Consider the following 17388-nt stretch of genomic DNA (forward strand, 5'->3'; position numbering starts at 1 on the left):
CTGTTAATAATTGATTTCTTTAATCAATTAATCTAAAAGTTCCTGTTACAAACTGACTTTCACGTTTCTGATCAGCTCCGTTATAAGACCAAAAAGCAGTTACTTCTCCTGTCTTCGTATTGATGATTTGACTAACTGTAAAACCGTCTTGTTCTATCCAGTTCAGAAAGTGTAAGTCCTCGCCAAGTGCTTTGTAGCTCATTTTCTCATCGCCTTCATTTACTGCTCCATTCTCACCTACTGTACTCCAGTGTAAGGTATCTGTACTCGTGTACTCGATAGTAGCTTTCATCTCTGGGAACTGTATTTCTGCTTTATGTCCAATTAAGGTACTAGTGTGGCTAGCACTAGTACTTTCTAATATTTCTGATGAAGTAGATTCTTTCTCTGTCTTTGACTGACATGCTCCTACTGACAACGCTATTGCCAATGAAGCTATTATTATTTTGTTGTTCATTGTTCTATAATTATAAGGCAAAATTAAATTGCTTTGAAATCAAAAACATTGAACTAGTTCAATAATTATTATTTTTTCTTACTGCGTATTTTACTCAAAAACTCTTGAGAAATACCTAGATAAGAAGCTATCTGAATATTAGTTAGACGCTGTACTAAGGATGGATATCGCTTACAGAAATCTTCGTACTCTGCTGTAGCATCCATTGACAACTTATTTACAATACGACGCTGAAGAGCGATACACTCCTGCTGAGTCATCCTTCTATATATCTTTTCTAAGACAGGTATTTCATCATATAGAGCTTCTTTGCGTTCTTTCCTTATCAGTAAAACTTCGCTATCTTCTAATGCTTGTATAAATATCTTAGATGGTCGTTCATAATTATAACTTTCTAGATCTGCTAACCACCAATCTTCTATAGAGAAATGTATGATGTGTTCTTCTCCTTTTTCGTCCAAACAATATTCTTTAAAACATCCTTGTACTACAAAGGCTTCGAAGTCACATACAGCACCTGCTGTTAATAGATAGTCTTTCTTCTTTACATAAACAGTCTGAAAAGCAGAAAGTAATAATTCCTTCTCTTCTTGAGTTAATGTAACACCTTTGCGTTCAAAATTATCTATTAATGAGGCTTTATTCATATTATTTATTTTTGAATCCATTTACCTTCTTTAGGTGCTTTATAGGCTTTCATCTTTTCTAAAAGCTCTTCTATCTTATCAGCTACCACAATCATATCTTTGTTTATCTCTTTTAAGAACCCCATAGCGACCATCGTATCTATCATTTCTAATAGTGGATTATAGAATCCATCTATATTTAATAATGCTACAGGCTTTTTGTGTAATCCTAATTGAGCCCATGTTAGCATTTCAAAGAATTCTTCTAAAGTACCATATCCTCCAGGCATTGTGATTACACCATCAGATAATTCGTCCATTTTAGCTTTGCGTTCATGCATTGTTTCGACCATAATTAACTCTGTTAATCCCTTATGACCTAATTCTACATCTGCCAAAAAACTAGGTAATACACCGATAACTTCGCCATTCCCTTTAAGAACACCGTCAGCTACAGCTCCCATTAACCCCACTTTAGCACCACCGTATACAAGTCCGATATGATGCTTAGCTAATTGTTCTCCTAATGCAAAAGCTTGTTTATAATAAATATCCTTAGTACCTGAACTAGAACCACAAAACACCGTATATCTCATTTATAATAATTTTAAATAGCGAAATAAAAAACTAAATATCAATAAGTTACAAATAAAAATAAATATTTTATAAAAAAACAAACATTTTTTGTTGTAACATTTTATTCAAAAGTATGACTATTATAGAAACCTTAATCAATTATTAGAAATAAACTTAACGAAAGAACTATTATGAAATTCAAATTAAGTGTCATGCTTTTCCTTACCATGGTTTGCTCTATTTATGCGCAACAGAAAGGAAAAATTATAGGAGCGATTTTTGACAAATCAATTAATCAATCCGTTCCTTATGCAACTGTCTCTATTAAAGATGGAGAGACTATTGTAACAGGTGCTATGTCTGATGACAATGGAAAATTCGAATTAACTGTTCCTCAAAAAAAATATACACTAGAAGTACAGTTTATCGGTTACCAAACATATACTAAAGATTTTGAGTTAACTGAAGCTACTTATAACTTCGGTACGATTAACTTAACTCCTGAAGCGACAACTTTAGAAGGAGTTAATATTATCGCTGAATCATCTACAATAGAACAAAAGATAGATAGAAAAGTAATCAATGTAGGTAAAGACTTAACTACTGCTGGTGCTACTGCTGGTGAGATTATGAATAATATCCCTTCTGTAAATGTGGATAAAGATGGTAAGATATCTCTAAGAGGAAATGAGAATGTACGTATCCTTATCGATGGGCGTCCTACTAATATGTCTTCTGAACAGGTATTAAAACAAATTCCTTCTACTTCTATTAAGAGCATTGAGTTAATTACTAACCCTAGTGCTAAGTATAATCCTGAAGGAATGTCAGGTATTATCAATATCGTGTTACACAAAAACACAATGGATGGCTTTAATGGTTCTGTAGACACAGGAGTTACATTTGCTCATACTGTTAAGAATACTAACTCTATCAATGCTAACTATAGACAAGGTAAGTTAAACTTCTTCGCTAATGGTAGCTACTCGTATGGAAAGTATAAAAATGATGGTGATATGCTACGTACGGATATTATGTCTCCTACAGAGATTCGTATGAATAATAAGAATAAGAACTACTTCTATAAAGTAGGTATGGATTATTATATCAACGATAACAATACATTGTCATTCTATACTAACCAAAGTACAAATGATAGAACAACAGATATGGATAACGCGACTACATATCCTAAAAACTTATTCGAAGATATCTTCCAAAAAACTGTTTATGATGGAGATAATAGATATAGTGCGTATAACTTAGCTTATAAACATCTATTTGAGAAAAAAGGTCATACTTTAGATATCGAAGGAAACTTTAGTCGTAACAAATCTACGAATGACGGAGACTACAATACGATTATAGGTAAAAATCCTAACCAAGTTTATCAAGATAGAAACAATGATAAAAGTGATTTAACAACAATCAACATTGATTATGTAAATCCTTTAAACGATCATACTAAACTAGAAGTTGGGGCAGAAGCTAGAATCTCTAGAGCGGATAACAACTTTGATTCTAATAATCCTTTGATTCCTGAGAAGAATAAAACAATCAACAATAAATACAACCAAGATATCTTCTCTGCTTATGTAACTTTTGGTCAAACTTATGGTAAGTTTAACTACCAAGTAGGGACAAGATTAGAAAGCTATAAAGTAGAATCTAAATTAGGAGGAACAACTACTTTTAAAGATGACTACGTTACCTTATATCCGTCTGTATACTTAGGGTATTCTATGACAGATAACGATATGTTTAACTTAAGTTATAGTAGACGTGTAGATAGACCTAGTATTTCTCAGACTAACCCTGTTAGACAATTCTCTACTCCATTAATGACAATGGTAGGTAATCCTGAATTAAAACCTCAGTTTACTAACTCTGTAGAATTAAATTACACAAGAATGTTTAATAACAAAAGTAGTGTAACTGCTGGAGTGTACTATAGAAAGATCAATAAAGAAATCAACCACGTTATCTACGATGACCCAGACAATGATAACCCAAATGCTTTATTAATGACTTTTGATAACTATAAGTCTAATGATGCTTATGGATTTGAACTTTCTGCTAATATCAAATTAACTCCATGGTGGGATATGCAACCTGGTATTGATTTCTCTAGTATTAAACAGACTGGTTTTGTATCTCAGTTAAACAGTACTACAAATCAAATGGATTTTATTGAACGCGATATTACTGCTAGTGCATTCAATGCTCGTTTAAACAGTAACTTCAAAGCGACTAAAAACTTAAGATTTAACTTATTCGGATTCTATAGAGGTCCTGTAGATGGTATCACAATGGACTCTAAAGAGATGTATAAAATAGATGCTGGAGCTAGATACTCTTTACTTGAAAACAAATTAAGTATCAGTGCAAGATTCAATGATATCTTCAATACTATGAAATTCAAATACAGTTCTCAGTACCCTTATGCTTCTAATGGACAATTTACATGGGAAAGTAGATCAGTTTACATCGGAGTAAACTATATGTTCGGAGGAGGAAAAGGACGTGCATTACAAAGAAAGAACAGAGATTCGAATACAAAAGAAAGTGGAGGTGCTGGAGGATTATTCTAAAAAGCTCCCCTACCAACCAATCAACAACAACTTTTTTCAATTATTGCTAAAAAAGCTGTTACCATTTAAGGTAACAGCTTTTTACTTTTAATATCTATTGATGTTTCTCTAAGAACTGTAATACACTAGACAGTGCTTTATTTCTAACCTCTTTTTTCGAGAGAAATAAGTCATGCATTCCATCCTCTATCACGGCTTTCTCTACACGATGTCCTATCTTACTCCCTATCTTATCAATATCTTTTACATTCAAGACGATATCCGATGTCATAGAAGTATCAGTCCACTTAGAAGTATTTCCAGACTTATCACTATACATCAGTAGAATAGGAAAATCTTCATGTAATACTACCTCCTGAATTAACTCCTGTGTATGTTGCACTGCTAATATCCAATTATAGTATACAGCAAAAGGATTTATTGGTTTCCATTCTTTCTTGTACTCCCATTCTCCTTCATAATCTTTATGCAATGTCTTACCATATAACTCAGGCATCTGCTCTGCATTAGCAAACATATCCTTACTAACTTTACTCCTAGCAACACTCCCCATAAAAGGCTTTACATAGAAAGGTACATTAAAATCAAAGAAAGGAGAATTTAATATTAGTCCTGACAACCTTTCTTTTAACAACCCAAACATAGCATAATATGTTGCTAATAATCCTCCTGTACTATGCCCTAATAAGAATAGTTGAGTATCTCTCTTTTCCTTTAGAATATACTCTATTCCATAATCAATATCAGGAAAGTACTCTCGCATCGACTTACAATAATTCGGATGCTGATGAGGCAATAGCGAACGACCATACTTACGCAAATCTATTGCATAGAAGTTTACTCCATGCTCATTAAAATAATCCATCAAGTGTATCTGAAAGAAGTAATCACAAAATCCGTGTATATACAAAATAGTCTGCTTATGCTCTTCCTTATTTCCTCTTGATTCTATTAATGTGGTGATTACCTTCCCTTCATAATCATTCTCAAAGGGATGTTGATGTGTTATATATTTATCAAATGTCAAATGTAAATTCATAGTATCCTTAGTTAAAGTTTACTTATCCTTCATTACTCACTTTATTTGATGTCTATACATACTATAATAAAGGAGAAAACAAACGAATAAAACTGTTTTTAAGACGTTGTTTCCAAGATCTCTTATTCCACCTATGTAACTCTAATTTAATAGAATCTCTACAGTCTCTATCAAACATCGTTTTCATTTTACGAGCAAAAGCCTCGTCATAAACCACGACATTCACCTCAAAGTTCAAGTCAAAGCTACGATGGTCTAAATTACATGTCCCTATGGAACTCACTCCTGAGTCAGTCACAAAGGTCTTCGCGTGGATAAATCCTTTCTTATATAAATAAATCTCTACACCGAACTCTAACAGTTCTTGAAAATAGGACTCTGATGCCCACTTCACAATATTAGAATCTGTTATCCCAGGCAGTATCATTCTAACGCGTTTACCACTTAATGCAGCCATTTTGATAGCTAGTTGTAATGATTCGTCAGGTATATAATACGGCGTAGTGATGCAGATCTCTTTTTCTGCTGTTTGTATAGCTTTTAAGACACTATATAAGATAGAGGGTACATCTGAGTCAGGTCCAGACGAAATCACTTGTAACGGCACTCCTATATCATCATTATCATGAATAGGAAAATACTTCTCATCAAAGGCTAAGTCTTGCTTACTACAGAAATTCCAATCTGCCAAAAAGATATATTGTAGTCCATAAGCTCCCGATCCTTTTATTCTAATATGCGTATCCCTCCAAAAATACTGATTAGAATCTTTCTTACGGTTATCATAGCGATCAGATATATTTATCCCCCCTGTATAAGCTATCGTTCCGTCTATCACCACTATTTTGCGGTGATTTCGATAATTCATACGGTTAGCAAAGGCTAATAGAATAATCTTATTAAATGGATAGGCTTCGACCCCATTCGCACGAAGATTGCGAACAATATTCTTTCGAATGCTCTTACAGCCGTAATCATCATAGATAAAACGTACCTTAACCCCCTCCTTTACTTTATTGATCAGGATACTTTCTATCTCCTTACCGATATCATTATTCTCATAAATATAATACTCGATATGAATTGTACTTTTAGCTGCTTTTAAGTCCTCTATTAGCCTTGGGAAAAACTCTTCTCCATTCTCTAATATTTCGGCTTTATTATCCACTAATAATGGCCCTTCTCCCATAGTCGCACTAGACAACATCTTAATGAAAGAACGATTCCTTTGTACAATAGGGTTTCCTTGCTGTCTCTGATCTAGGTGAATGTCATTTAGGCGTTCTGTTAGTTTAGTGCTATACTCGTCATTTACCTTAAGTTTCTTAGAATACATCTTTCTTCGTCGATAATTAATTCCAAACGAAAAATAAAATAAGATACCAAAGATAGGCACAAAGAAGACTAACAACAGATAAGCTAATGTCTTCGAGATAGAATCTGTATCATAGATAATGCGTACAGCCACAGCAATAGCTATAATAAAATATACTACCTCCAAATAGATAAACCAATCTGCTTGAACTCTCAAAAACATACCTCAATGTATTTTTAATAATAAACGCCTTATTTAAGTTAGATTTAGGTTATCTAAAAGTAAAAAATAAAAAGCAGTTAGAAGAGCATTTAGTACACAAAGTACTTAAAAACAAAAAAGTCTCCCTTTAAGGGGAGACTTTTGAGCCGATGGAGGGACTCGAACCCACGACCTGCTGATTACAAATCAGCTGCTCTAGCCAGCTGAGCTACACCGGCAAAATGAATGCCTGCAATACAATATTAAAACATTTGAGCCGATGGAGGGACTCGAACCCACGACCTGCTGATTACAAATCAGCTGCTCTAGCCAGCTGAGCTACACCGGCGACTCAATGTATTGCAATATTTAATCTTCGAAAAATTATTGAGCCGATGGAGGGACTCGAACCCACGACCTGCTGATTACAAATCAGCTGCTCTAGCCAGCTGAGCTACACCGGCGACTCAATATTATTGTAATACTAATCTCTTTTAAAACTTTTGAGCCGATGGAGGGACTCGAACCCACGACCTGCTGATTACAAATCAGCTGCTCTAGCCAGCTGAGCTACACCGGCGACTCAAAGTATTACAATATCAATTTTTCAAAAAACATCTGAGCCGATGGAGGGACTCGAACCCACGACCTGCTGATTACAAATCAGCTGCTCTAGCCAGCTGAGCTACACCGGCGACTCATTTTGCGAGTGCAAAGATAGCATGGTTTTTCAATCTTGCAACACAAAATGTATCTTTTTTAAATCTTTTTTTCGATTACATTGCGTTGATTTTCTCAACTAATTGACCAGCAACATCTTCTAATTTTTTATAAACTCCTTTAAAATGTGCTTTTTTATTCTCAACGTCTTTTGCATTCACTGCTCCGATTAATTCATCGAAAGAAACAAACGCTTCTTCAAGTAATGCATTAGTCTCTGCAGTTGGTCCTCCAGTTGTCATTTCTTGAATATAAATTGCTTGGATGATATCACCTAATACATAGTGAATATCTTTTTTTAGGTTTTTTACGCTTGCCATAATTTCCTTTATTTATTATTAATTTTACGCAAATCTACAATATAAAAATGGGGTATACTACTCTTTTAAGAAACAAATATCTCTAAGATTGTAGCTTCACCACTTAACCGTATTTGTGATACTGCTGCCGGTATTAGCACAGTTTGTCCACATTGTATAGGATATACTTCCTCACCTAATATAATCTCTCCTTCTCCTTCAGTACACACATATAAATAGAATCTAGAAGCATCTTTCACTTTCTGATAACTTCCTTTTAGAGGAATATAATTCACTGAGAAGAATGGACACGCTACTATTTCATTCGATACATTCGCATCTTTAGTATAAGTCAACTCTACATCTTTCTTATCATAGTTGATAGCATCTAGTGCCATATCGATATGCAGTTCTCTAGAATTACCAGAAGCATCTAGTCTATCCCAGTCATATACTCTATAAGTAATATCTGAAGTCTGCTGAATCTCCGCTAATAGTACACCTGCTCCGATAGCATGAATAGTACCTGTCTCGATGAAGAATACATCTCCTTTCTTTACTGGTATCTCTTTTAATATAGAAGGCAATGTCTTAGCCTCTAAATGATGTAGATAGTCCTGCTGAGTCACTCCATCTTTAAAGTCTACTACTATTCTTGCATTTTCATCCGTTTGCATCACATACCACATCTCAGTCTTTCCAAAAGACCCATGGCGCTTCTGAGCTAAATCGTCATTCGGATGTAACTGTATAGATAAATCTTCTTTTGCGTCTAGAAACTTAAACAAAAGAGGAAACTTCTTATCAAAACGGTTTATAATATAATCACCTAAGATTTCTTCAGGAAACTTCTGAATTAAATCATTTAAACTTAATCCTTCATATACCCCATTTGCGACAACGCTTACATCAGAAGATACGCCAGAAATCTCCCAGCTCTCTCCTACCTCATTTGAATCAATATCTTTACCAAGTATTGACTTTAACTTCGTTCCTCCCCAAATTCTGTCTTTCAGAATCGGTTGAAATAGTATCGGATATTGTTTAAAACCCATATATTAATCACTTCTATTAAAAATAAGCTATTGCTTATCTATCTTTTCCCAATCGCTATAAAAAACGAGGGTGCAAGTTACAACTTTTCCCATTAGCATACCCTATAATTAATAATCTCCTTTAAAAGAAACAAAGTTTCTAGCAGTTTCATACAATATCACTTCTAACTCTTTATCATCATTAATAAAAGGTCTTAATTTTTGCCATATCACTACTGCGATATTTTCTGCCGTAGGGATCAACTCTAAAAACTCTGGTACATCTAAATTCAAGTTTTTATGATCAAAGTTCTCTTCTATCTCCGATTTTATTAAATCTGATAGTTCTTTTAAATCCATCACAAATCCTGTCTCTGGATCTAACTCTCCTGTTACCTGAACAATTAATTCATAATTGTGTCCATGATAGTTAGGATTGTTACATTTACCAAAAACAAGTTGGTTCTTCTCTTCTGACCATTCTTTTCTATGCAAGCGATGTGCTGCATTAAAGTGAGCTTTTCTACTAACAGTTAATCTCATACTATTATTTTTTTTGAGCTTCTATAAAATTATAAAACTTAGAAAAAATGATTTTAAACCAAGCTGTATATATATTAGGATTAGCCTCCATATCTTCCTTTATCCCTTCTATAGACATCCATTTCCATGCCTCTACTTCTTCTAGGTTGATATTTGGTTCATCATCGTAATATCCAATCATCACATGATCAAACTCATGCTCTGTCAGACCATTGTCAAATGGGGCTTTATAGATAAAACTAAAAACATCTTTTAGGGGCACTTCGAATCCCATTTCTTCCATTAATCTACGTCTACCAGCCTCTATATTTGTTTCGCCTACACGTTGATGACTACAACAAGTATTAGTCCACAATAAAGGCGAGTGATACTTTTCTGAAGCACGTTGTTGTAACATTACTTCATTATTTTTATTCAAAATAAAAACAGAAAATGCACGATGTAACAAAGCTTTTTCATGAGCTTCTATCTTTTCCATTACTCCTACTTGTTCATCTTGTTCATTTACTAATACCACTAACTCTTCTTTCATACCTAATAATTTATATCAACCTCAAAAATACAAAAAAGATACGGTTAAACTAATCTCTTTATCAGATAGCATCGTTATAAACCTGTCTTTCTGCTATAATATTCATTTATAAACGACTACACTGCCTCTTTTGTTATCTACTCCCTCGTTTTATCTTTCAATACTATTCATACGCAGTGCTTTTCCTTCTAGCTACTTCTACTGATTCTTCAACTATTTCTACTTATTTTTTGACTACTTTTGTACAAATGACAATTAGAAAATGGAAAGACAAATCAAACTTATTTGGGATTTTAAAGGGCCTGCTGGAGAAAAAACAGCCGAACATCACGTAATACATCTTAAAGAGTATGTCGCTATAGAACAACTACCTATCTCTATCATAGACTATACAGTACTAGCACCAGAGCATACTATCGCGTATATGGTAGTCAATGATGAGCAAATGAGACAACTAAGAGATATCCTAAAACCACATCGAGGAGAGCTATACGAATAGACCGCATCTGTGAATACATATATCAAGAGGTAACTTATTACATAGGTTACCTCTTTCTTTTTTACAACTCAGTACATCTTTTAACTATTAAGAAAAAGGACACTATTTTTTTAATATTCGAATCTATATTTCACTTTTATAAGCACTTTTTCATATTCTGAAAGGTCTTTTTTTCTATTCTATCTCCTAAATATGAGCAAAACCCTGTTTTATAAGAAAAAAAGACATGCTTTTTTTAGTCCCTAAAACAACATAAAACACTAACAAACAACACGTTAAACAAAAACATCCCTATATAAGCACAAACACCCTCTATAGCATATCCCCTTATAATACAGGTGTTATAAGCAATTCGCTCGACAATTCATGGACAATTCCTCGAGATTGGTGGAGCTAGAGGTGACTTTGTCGAACAATTCTCCATTTACTCATCACCTATTCTCCTTCTATCTAAACTGTATGATTACTAAATACCTACCTAAACAAAGTGTCTAATATCCACAAAAAAAGGTGCTCTATAAGAACACCTTTTATCTATATATCTTTCGTTAAGCTAAAGCGATCAAAGTTTCTTTTAGCACTACATAGTTTTTATAATAACTTTCTATAATCTTGATTTTTTTCTTTCCACTATTCACTTCTATATAACCATCTTGGTTAGTCCACCGCATATATAATGTATCTATATGTATCTGCACATTTTCTATAGCTATATCTATGACTCTCTCCTGCCCAAATAGTTTCTTATAATATATCTTCTCTCCATCAATCGTTATTTTGTTGAGATACGGATATATTTTAACTACAAAATAGACTAATATAGAAGCCATCACTACTCCACTTGCTATAGCACTCTCGATATTACTCACCCCGATATCACCTCTCTTTGCCTTTAATATTAAGATTATAAATAAAATATTTATCATTAAAAGCACCATAGTAGCGATACTAATCTTAACTAAAGAAGATCTTCTAAAACACGATTTAAATATCTTTTCCATATTTTTAAAAAGAATGTATAAAAAAATCCTCAGTAGTCACCTACTGAAGATTTTAATTGTTCTATATCTACTATGAACTAGTTCGCTTCTTTACTAATAAACTGAATACGCATTAATCGCAACTCTTCAGTATCATAATCTCCGTCAAACTCAGTCATCGCAGCCTTAATATTATCTGTCTCTGATTCCATAAAGTAATCATAAATTTCTTCTTGCTGATCTTCGTCTAAGACATCATCTATCCAATATGATATATTCAACTTCGTACCAGAATATACGATCTGCTCCATCTCTTTTAGCAGACCATCCATATCTAATCCTTTAGCACTCGCTATATCCGATAAAGATAACTTTCTATCTACGTTCTGAATAATATAAAGTTTTAATGCAGAATTAGCTCCTGTAGATTTAACTACTAAGTCATCAGGTCTGATGATATCGTTATCCTCTACATACTTACTAATCACATCTACGAACTCCTTACCATACTTCTTAGCTTTACCTTCACTTACTCCTATAATATTAGACATCTCTTCAAGAGTAACTGGATACTTAAGTCCCATCTCCTCTAATGAAGGGTCTTGGAATACTACGAATGGAGGTACACCATATTTCTTCGCTACTTTCTTACGCAGATCTTTTAGGATACCGATCAGAGCCTCGTCTATCACTAGACTAGCTTTACTAGCGATCACATCCAAATCATTTTCAGCATCAGAATATTCGTGATCTTCAGTCATCATAAATGACTTAGGATTATCTATAAACTGTAGCCCAGCCTCTGTCAGTTTTAACACTCCATAAGCTTCGATATCTTTGCGCAATAAGTCTGCTACTAATACTTGTCTAATAAGAGCTATCCAGTACTTCTCATCGTGATCTTTACCACAACCGAAAAAGTCCAATGTATCTGTCTTATTTACTTTTAACAGTGCATTGATTTTCCCTAGTAGAGTGAATACTATTTCTTTTGTCTTATAAGATTGTTTCGTGTCTCTAATTACTTTTAATAATTGAACCACACCATCTTTAGCTTCTACCTTCGTTTTAGGATTACGAATATTATCATCCATATCAGCTCCTTCACCATTGACTTCGTCAAATTCTTCTCCGAAATAGTGTAGGATAAATTTCCTTCTAGACATCGATGTTTCAGCATACGCTACTACTTCTTGTAATAGGGCATATCCTATTTCTTGCTCAGCTACAGGCTTACCAGCCATAAACTTCTCAAGCTTCTCTATATCTTTATATGAGTAATAGGCTAGACAGTGTCCTTCACCTCCATCACGTCCAGCTCTACCCGTCTCTTGATAATAACTTTCTAATGATTTAGGAATATCATGGTGTATTACATAGCGTACATCTGGCTTATCTATCCCCATACCGAATGCGATAGTAGCTACTACTACATCTACATCCTCCATTAAGAACATATCTTGATGTTTAGCACGGGTCTTAGCATCTAGTCCTGCGTGATAAGGCACAGCACTGATACCATTTACCTGAAGTACATTTGCGATTTCTTCTACTTTCTTTCTACTAAGACAGTAGATCACTCCTGATTTCCCTTGGTGTTGTTTAATAAAGCGAATGATATCCGTCTCTACATTTTTCGTTTTAGGACGTATCTCATAGAATAAGTTAGGTCTGTTAAACGATGCTTTGAAGGTATTCGCGTTTGGAATTTCTAAGTTTTTTAAGATATCCTCTTGTACTTTAGGAGTGGCTGTTGCAGTCAGTCCTATAATAGGTATATCCCCAAGACTTCTAATAATGTTGCGCAGATTTCTATACTCTGGTCTAAAGTCATGTCCCCATTCAGAAATACAATGGGCCTCGTCAATAGCTACAAAAGATAATTTCTCCCCTTGTAAAAAGCTAACATACTCTTCCTTAGTTAAAGATTCAGGTGCTACGTATAGCAACTTTGTAATCCCACTTTTAATGTCTTCCTTTACCTGAGCTATCTCAGTCTTCGTAAGAGATGAATTAAGCACATGAGCTACACCATGCTCTGAAGATAAACTTCTAATAGCATCTACTTGATTCTTCATCAAAGCAATTAACGGTGAAACAACAATAGCAGTTCCCTCTAACACCAATGCAGGTAATTGATAACAAAGAGACTTCCCTCCTCCAGTCGGCATAATCACAAAAGTATTGTGTCCAGAAATAATACTTTTGACCACATCTTCCTGAAGACCTTTGAATTGAGAAAATCCAAAAAATCTCTTTAACTCTTTGTGCAAGTCAATTTCAGTTGATTTCATTATTTTTGTATGGTATTTTACATAAATTTGCAGTACCTAAAGGTACAAAATTTCTTTAGTTCAATCATAATATTTAACATTCGCTCATTTTGAATACATCAATTAACATATTAAACACCGCCAAGAATACTTTACTTTCTGAGAGTGAAAGCATTAAAAAACTAATCGATTATCTAACGGATGATTTTGAAAAAACTGTTAAAGCGATTTTCAACTGCAAAGGGCGAATAATTGTGACAGGAATAGGCAAAAGTGCACTAATTGGAGCGAAAATAGTAGCTACATTTAATTCTACAGGTACTCCGTCTATCTATATGCATGCCGCAGAAGCAATGCATGGAGATCTAGGTTTAATCCAACCAGGAGACTGTATCATCTGTATCTCTAATAGCGGTAATAGCCCAGAAATAAAAGTATTAGCCCCTATCCTAAAAAGACACGACAATACGCTTATCGCTATCACAGCTAATGAGAATTCTTTTTTAGCAAAGAGTGCTGATTATATCCTACTATCTAAAATAGATAGAGAAGCAGAACAGAATAATCTAGCACCTATGAATAGCACTACTGCTCAGCTAGTTTTAGGAGATGCTTTAGCAGCATGTCTTATAGAATTGAGAAACTTCACAGCAGAAGACTTCGCAATGTACCATCCAGGTGGAGCATTAGGTAAAAAATTGTTACTTTTGGTGCAAAACATACTAAAAAGCGAAAACAAACCTGCGGTATCTCCAGACTCTTCTATCCAAGAAGTAATCGTAGAGATATCAGAGAAACGCTTAGGAGTAACTGCTGTAGTAGATAATGAGCAAATCATAGGAATCATAACAGATGGAGACTTGCGCCGTATGCTACAAAAAAGTAGTAATCTAAACGATTATAAGGCAAAAGATATTATGTCTATCAACCCTAAATCAATAGAGAGTTCTGAGCACGTATCTAAGGCACTGTCTATATTAGAGGACAACTCTATCACGCAATTACTAGTGACACAAAACAACAAATACGTAGGCGTAATCCACCTACATGATATATTAAAAGAAGGGATCGTATAAATATGGCAAACTCAGATAAATCAAAAAAGGAAATGTCTTTCCTAGACCACTTAGAAGAACTAAGATGGTTATTAGTTAGATCTTCAGCATTTATACTAGGAGGAGGGGCAGTCGCTTTTATTTTTAGTGATTTTATTTTTGACAAAATCATCTTCGCACCAAAAAGAAGTGATTTCGTTACCTATCAATTCTTTTGTAAAATAGCACAACGTTTTGATTTTGATAGAAGTTTTTGTTTACAAGACTTACCCTTCGAGATTCAGAACAGAACGATGGATGGACAGTTCTCTGTATTAATTTGGACTTGTATTTCAGCAGGTTTTATTATTGCAGTTCCTTTCATTCTTTGGGAAATATGGAAGTTCATCAGTCCAGCACTTTATACAAAAGAAAAGAAATACGCTAAACTATTTATCGTTGTATCTTCTTTATTATTCTTTATGGGAGTAGTATTTGGATACTACGTTATCACTCCTCTATCTATTAATTTCCTTGCGAACTTACAGGTAAGTGATATCGTTAAAAACCAGATCGATATCAACTCTTATATCGGTCTTGTAAAGACTACTTCTATAGCATGTGGTTTAGTATTCGAATTGCCGATTATTATTTACTTCTTATCTGTGTTAGACTTAGTCACTCCACAGTTCTTAAGAGACTATAGAAAGTACGCTATCGTATTAATATTAATCATCGCTGCTGTCATTACACCACCAGATGTAGTGAGCCAGATTATAGTTTCTATTCCTCTACTTATACTATATGAAGTGAGTATCTATATCTCTCTCTTCGTACACAAAAAGAATAAGAAGATAGAAGCAAGTAAAACAAAACAAATTGACTAATCTCATATTTTTAAAATCATGAAATTAAGAGCTGATAATTTAATTAAGATGTACAAAAAACGCAAAGTCGTTAAAGGTATATCGGTAGAGGTTAATCAAGGAGAAATCGTAGGACTACTAGGACCTAATGGTGCTGGAAAGACTACATCATTCTATATGATCGTAGGATTAGTAAAGCCTAATAGTGGACATATATACTTAGACAATACGGATATAACAGATTTTCCGATGTATAAGCGTGCACAACATGGTATTGGGTACTTGGCACAAGAGGCTTCTATCTTTAGAAAACTAAGTATAGAAGACAATATCCTTAGTGTACTCCAACTAACAAAGCTCTCTAAAAAAGAACAAGAGGCTAAGATGGAATCACTAATAGAAGAGTTCAACTTAAACCATGTACGTACCAATAGAGGAGATGTATTATCTGGAGGAGAAAGAAGACGTACAGAAATCGCGAGAGCATTAGCTACTGATCCTAAGTTCATTCTTCTAGACGAACCATTTGCGGGAGTTGACCCAGTAGCGGTAGAAGATATCCAAAAGATCGTTGCTAACTTAAAAAACAAAAACATTGGTATTCTTATTACAGATCACAATGTTCAGGAGACACTAGCTATTACAGACAAAACCTACCTGATGTTCGAGGGAGGAATCTTAAAAGCAGGTGTTCCAGAAGAGTTAGCAGAAGACGAAATGGTACGAAAAGTGTACTTAGGGCAGAACTTCGAGCTACGTAAAAAGAAATTAACGTTCTAAATAAGAATCAAAAACCACTTTTACATATTTAACAACTATTATTTATAGTTCTTTTAATTTCTGAGATTATTGTGTTTTTTATAATTAGAAAAAAGGTGAATTATCCCAAAAACACTGTACTTTTTGCGAAAGCAGCATTTTATCTCTACTCAGAAAAAACTATATTTGACACTTTAAATGGTAAAACTCTTTTTTTTGACTATTTAGAAACTATATATTTGCAAAAAAATAACAATGAAAAATATAATTGCGCTAAAACTATCTCTTTTCTTTTGCACTATGCTATTGCTAGGCTCATGTGCATCTAGAGAGAACATTGTATACTACCAAAACGTTGAGGATGTATTATTAAAAGAGTCTAATGACAATAAATTTGAGACTCGTTTAAGATCAGATGATTTACTAATGATCATTGTATCTGCTGAAGATCCTGAAGCAGCTGCTCCGTTTAACTTAGCTAATACAATGACTACAAATCCTAACAATCCTGCTGGTAGCGGTACTATGACTCAACACTTATACTTAGTAGATAGTGATGGAAATATAGAATTCCCTGTATTAGGAACTATTAAAGTAGGTGGTAAAAGCAAGAAAGAAGCTGTAGAAATACTGACAAAACAAATAAGCCAATATATCAACAACCCTATTGTCAACATGAGAATCATGAACTACAAAGTGACAGTACAAGGGGAGGTAAATAAGCCAGGAGTACACACTATCAATAGTGAGAGACTTACATTAGCTGAAGCGATAGCACTATCTGGTGACCTAACAGTATATGGAAAAAGAGACAATATATTATTGATAAGAGAAATAGATGGAAGAAGAGTTCCTATCCGCGTAGATATGACTAAAGCGGACTTTATGGTATCTCCATACTATTATTTAAATCAAAACGATATTGTATATGTAGAGCCTAACAAAACAAGAGTAAACTCTTCTGTAGTAGGACCTAACTTAAGTTTAGGAATCTCTGCATTATCACTTTTAGTAACTGTAATAGCACTTGCTACAAAATAGAAA

General features: G+C 34.1%; 17 protein-coding genes and 5 tRNA genes. 6 read left to right on the forward strand and 16 right to left on the reverse strand.

Annotated features, from left to right (window positions below):
• Positions 1-19: 19 nt before the first annotated feature.
• The 3 genes from MPR_RS14345 to MPR_RS14355 form a co-directional block, all read right to left on the reverse strand.
• Positions 20-457, reverse strand: coding sequence for a MoaF-related domain-containing protein (locus MPR_RS14345; protein WP_041893677.1), 438 nt, complete (start codon positions 455-457; stop codon positions 20-22).
• A 68-nt stretch (positions 458-525) separates the two neighbouring features.
• Positions 526-1104 carry a Crp/Fnr family transcriptional regulator gene (locus tag MPR_RS14350; protein WP_041895571.1) on the reverse strand — a complete coding sequence of 193 codons (579 nt, stop codon included), beginning with the start codon at positions 1102-1104 and terminating at the stop codon, positions 526-528.
• A gap of 5 nt (positions 1105-1109) precedes the next feature.
• Positions 1110-1679, reverse strand: a complete 570-nt coding sequence (locus MPR_RS14355) for an LOG family protein (RefSeq protein WP_041893680.1) — start codon at positions 1677-1679, stop codon at positions 1110-1112.
• Between the two features lie 171 nt (positions 1680-1850).
• On the opposite strand from MPR_RS14355, the gene MPR_RS14360 reads away from it, so the two are divergent.
• Positions 1851-4250 (forward strand): TonB-dependent receptor, encoded by a 2400-nt coding sequence (locus tag MPR_RS14360; RefSeq protein WP_041893684.1) that lies wholly within the window; start codon positions 1851-1853, stop codon positions 4248-4250.
• Positions 4251-4344: 94 nt separating this feature from the next.
• Here MPR_RS14360 and MPR_RS14365 read toward each other — a convergent pair whose 3' ends face one another.
• The 11 genes from MPR_RS14365 to idi all read right to left on the reverse strand — a co-directional run bounded on the left by MPR_RS14365 (position 4345) and on the right by idi (position 9933).
• On the reverse strand, positions 4345-5289 hold the full coding sequence (locus MPR_RS14365) for an alpha/beta hydrolase (RefSeq protein ID WP_041893687.1): 945 nt from the start codon (positions 5287-5289) through the stop codon (positions 4345-4347).
• Positions 5290-5350: 61 nt separating this feature from the next.
• Entirely contained in the window at positions 5351-6826 is a 1476-nt protein-coding gene (gene cls / locus MPR_RS14370; protein WP_041893690.1) for a cardiolipin synthase, read from the reverse strand.
• A 144-nt stretch (positions 6827-6970) separates the two neighbouring features.
• Positions 6971-7044 (reverse strand) — tRNA-Thr (locus MPR_RS14375).
• A gap of 36 nt (positions 7045-7080) precedes the next feature.
• Positions 7081-7154: transfer RNA gene (locus MPR_RS14380), tRNA-Thr, on the reverse strand.
• A gap of 41 nt (positions 7155-7195) precedes the next feature.
• Positions 7196-7269: transfer RNA gene (locus tag MPR_RS14385), tRNA-Thr, on the reverse strand.
• Positions 7270-7311: 42 nt separating this feature from the next.
• Positions 7312-7385, reverse strand: a tRNA-Thr gene (locus MPR_RS14390).
• A gap of 41 nt (positions 7386-7426) precedes the next feature.
• Positions 7427-7500: transfer RNA gene (locus tag MPR_RS14395), tRNA-Thr, on the reverse strand.
• 81 nt (positions 7501-7581) lie between these two features.
• Positions 7582-7845, reverse strand: coding sequence for a hypothetical protein (locus MPR_RS14400; RefSeq protein ID WP_041893693.1), 264 nt, complete (start codon positions 7843-7845; stop codon positions 7582-7584).
• A 65-nt stretch (positions 7846-7910) separates the two neighbouring features.
• Positions 7911-8879: a type I phosphomannose isomerase catalytic subunit gene (locus MPR_RS14405; protein WP_041893695.1), complete on the reverse strand. Its 969-nt coding sequence runs from the start codon at positions 8877-8879 to the stop codon at positions 7911-7913.
• A gap of 108 nt (positions 8880-8987) precedes the next feature.
• Positions 8988-9401, reverse strand: coding sequence for a 6-pyruvoyl trahydropterin synthase family protein (locus MPR_RS14410; protein WP_006264406.1), 414 nt, complete (start codon positions 9399-9401; stop codon positions 8988-8990).
• A 4-nt stretch (positions 9402-9405) separates the two neighbouring features.
• Positions 9406-9933, reverse strand: coding sequence for an isopentenyl-diphosphate Delta-isomerase (gene idi / locus MPR_RS14415; RefSeq protein ID WP_041893696.1), 528 nt, complete (start codon positions 9931-9933; stop codon positions 9406-9408).
• 262 nt (positions 9934-10195) lie between these two features.
• Between idi and MPR_RS14420 the strand changes: the two genes are divergently transcribed.
• The gene (locus MPR_RS14420) at positions 10196-10432 is read left to right on the forward strand and encodes a hypothetical protein (RefSeq protein ID WP_006261952.1); all 237 of its coding nucleotides are present in this window, start codon (positions 10196-10198) and stop codon (positions 10430-10432) included.
• Between the two features lie 548 nt (positions 10433-10980).
• Here MPR_RS14420 and MPR_RS14425 read toward each other — a convergent pair.
• Together MPR_RS14425 and MPR_RS14430 are read right to left on the reverse strand one after the other, a co-directional pair.
• Positions 10981-11433: a hypothetical protein gene (locus tag MPR_RS14425; RefSeq protein WP_041893697.1), complete on the reverse strand. Its 453-nt coding sequence runs from the start codon at positions 11431-11433 to the stop codon at positions 10981-10983.
• Between the two features lie 77 nt (positions 11434-11510).
• Positions 11511-13706 (reverse strand): ATP-dependent DNA helicase RecQ, encoded by a 2196-nt coding sequence (locus MPR_RS14430; RefSeq protein WP_041893699.1) that lies wholly within the window; start codon positions 13704-13706, stop codon positions 11511-11513.
• 89 nt (positions 13707-13795) lie between these two features.
• On the opposite strand from MPR_RS14430, the gene MPR_RS14435 reads away from it, so the two are divergent.
• The 4 genes from MPR_RS14435 (at position 13796) to MPR_RS14450 (ending at position 17385) form a co-directional block, all read left to right on the forward strand.
• Entirely contained in the window at positions 13796-14761 is a 966-nt protein-coding gene (locus MPR_RS14435; protein ID WP_041893702.1) for a KpsF/GutQ family sugar-phosphate isomerase, read from the forward strand.
• Positions 14762-14793: 32 nt separating this feature from the next.
• Positions 14794-15606 carry a twin-arginine translocase subunit TatC gene (gene tatC / locus MPR_RS14440; RefSeq protein ID WP_006260211.1) on the forward strand — a complete coding sequence of 271 codons (813 nt, stop codon included), beginning with the start codon at positions 14794-14796 and terminating at the stop codon, positions 15604-15606.
• An 18-nt stretch (positions 15607-15624) separates the two neighbouring features.
• Positions 15625-16365: an LPS export ABC transporter ATP-binding protein gene (gene lptB / locus MPR_RS14445; RefSeq protein WP_041893705.1), complete on the forward strand. Its 741-nt coding sequence runs from the start codon at positions 15625-15627 to the stop codon at positions 16363-16365.
• A gap of 234 nt (positions 16366-16599) precedes the next feature.
• A complete protein-coding gene (locus tag MPR_RS14450; protein WP_041893708.1) occupies positions 16600-17385 on the forward strand; it encodes a polysaccharide biosynthesis/export family protein in 786 nt (261 codons plus the stop codon).
• Positions 17386-17388: the final 3 nt, after the last annotated feature.

The organism is Myroides profundi (assembly GCF_000833025.1).
GTDB lineage: Bacteria > Bacteroidota > Bacteroidia > Flavobacteriales > Flavobacteriaceae > Flavobacterium > Flavobacterium profundi_A.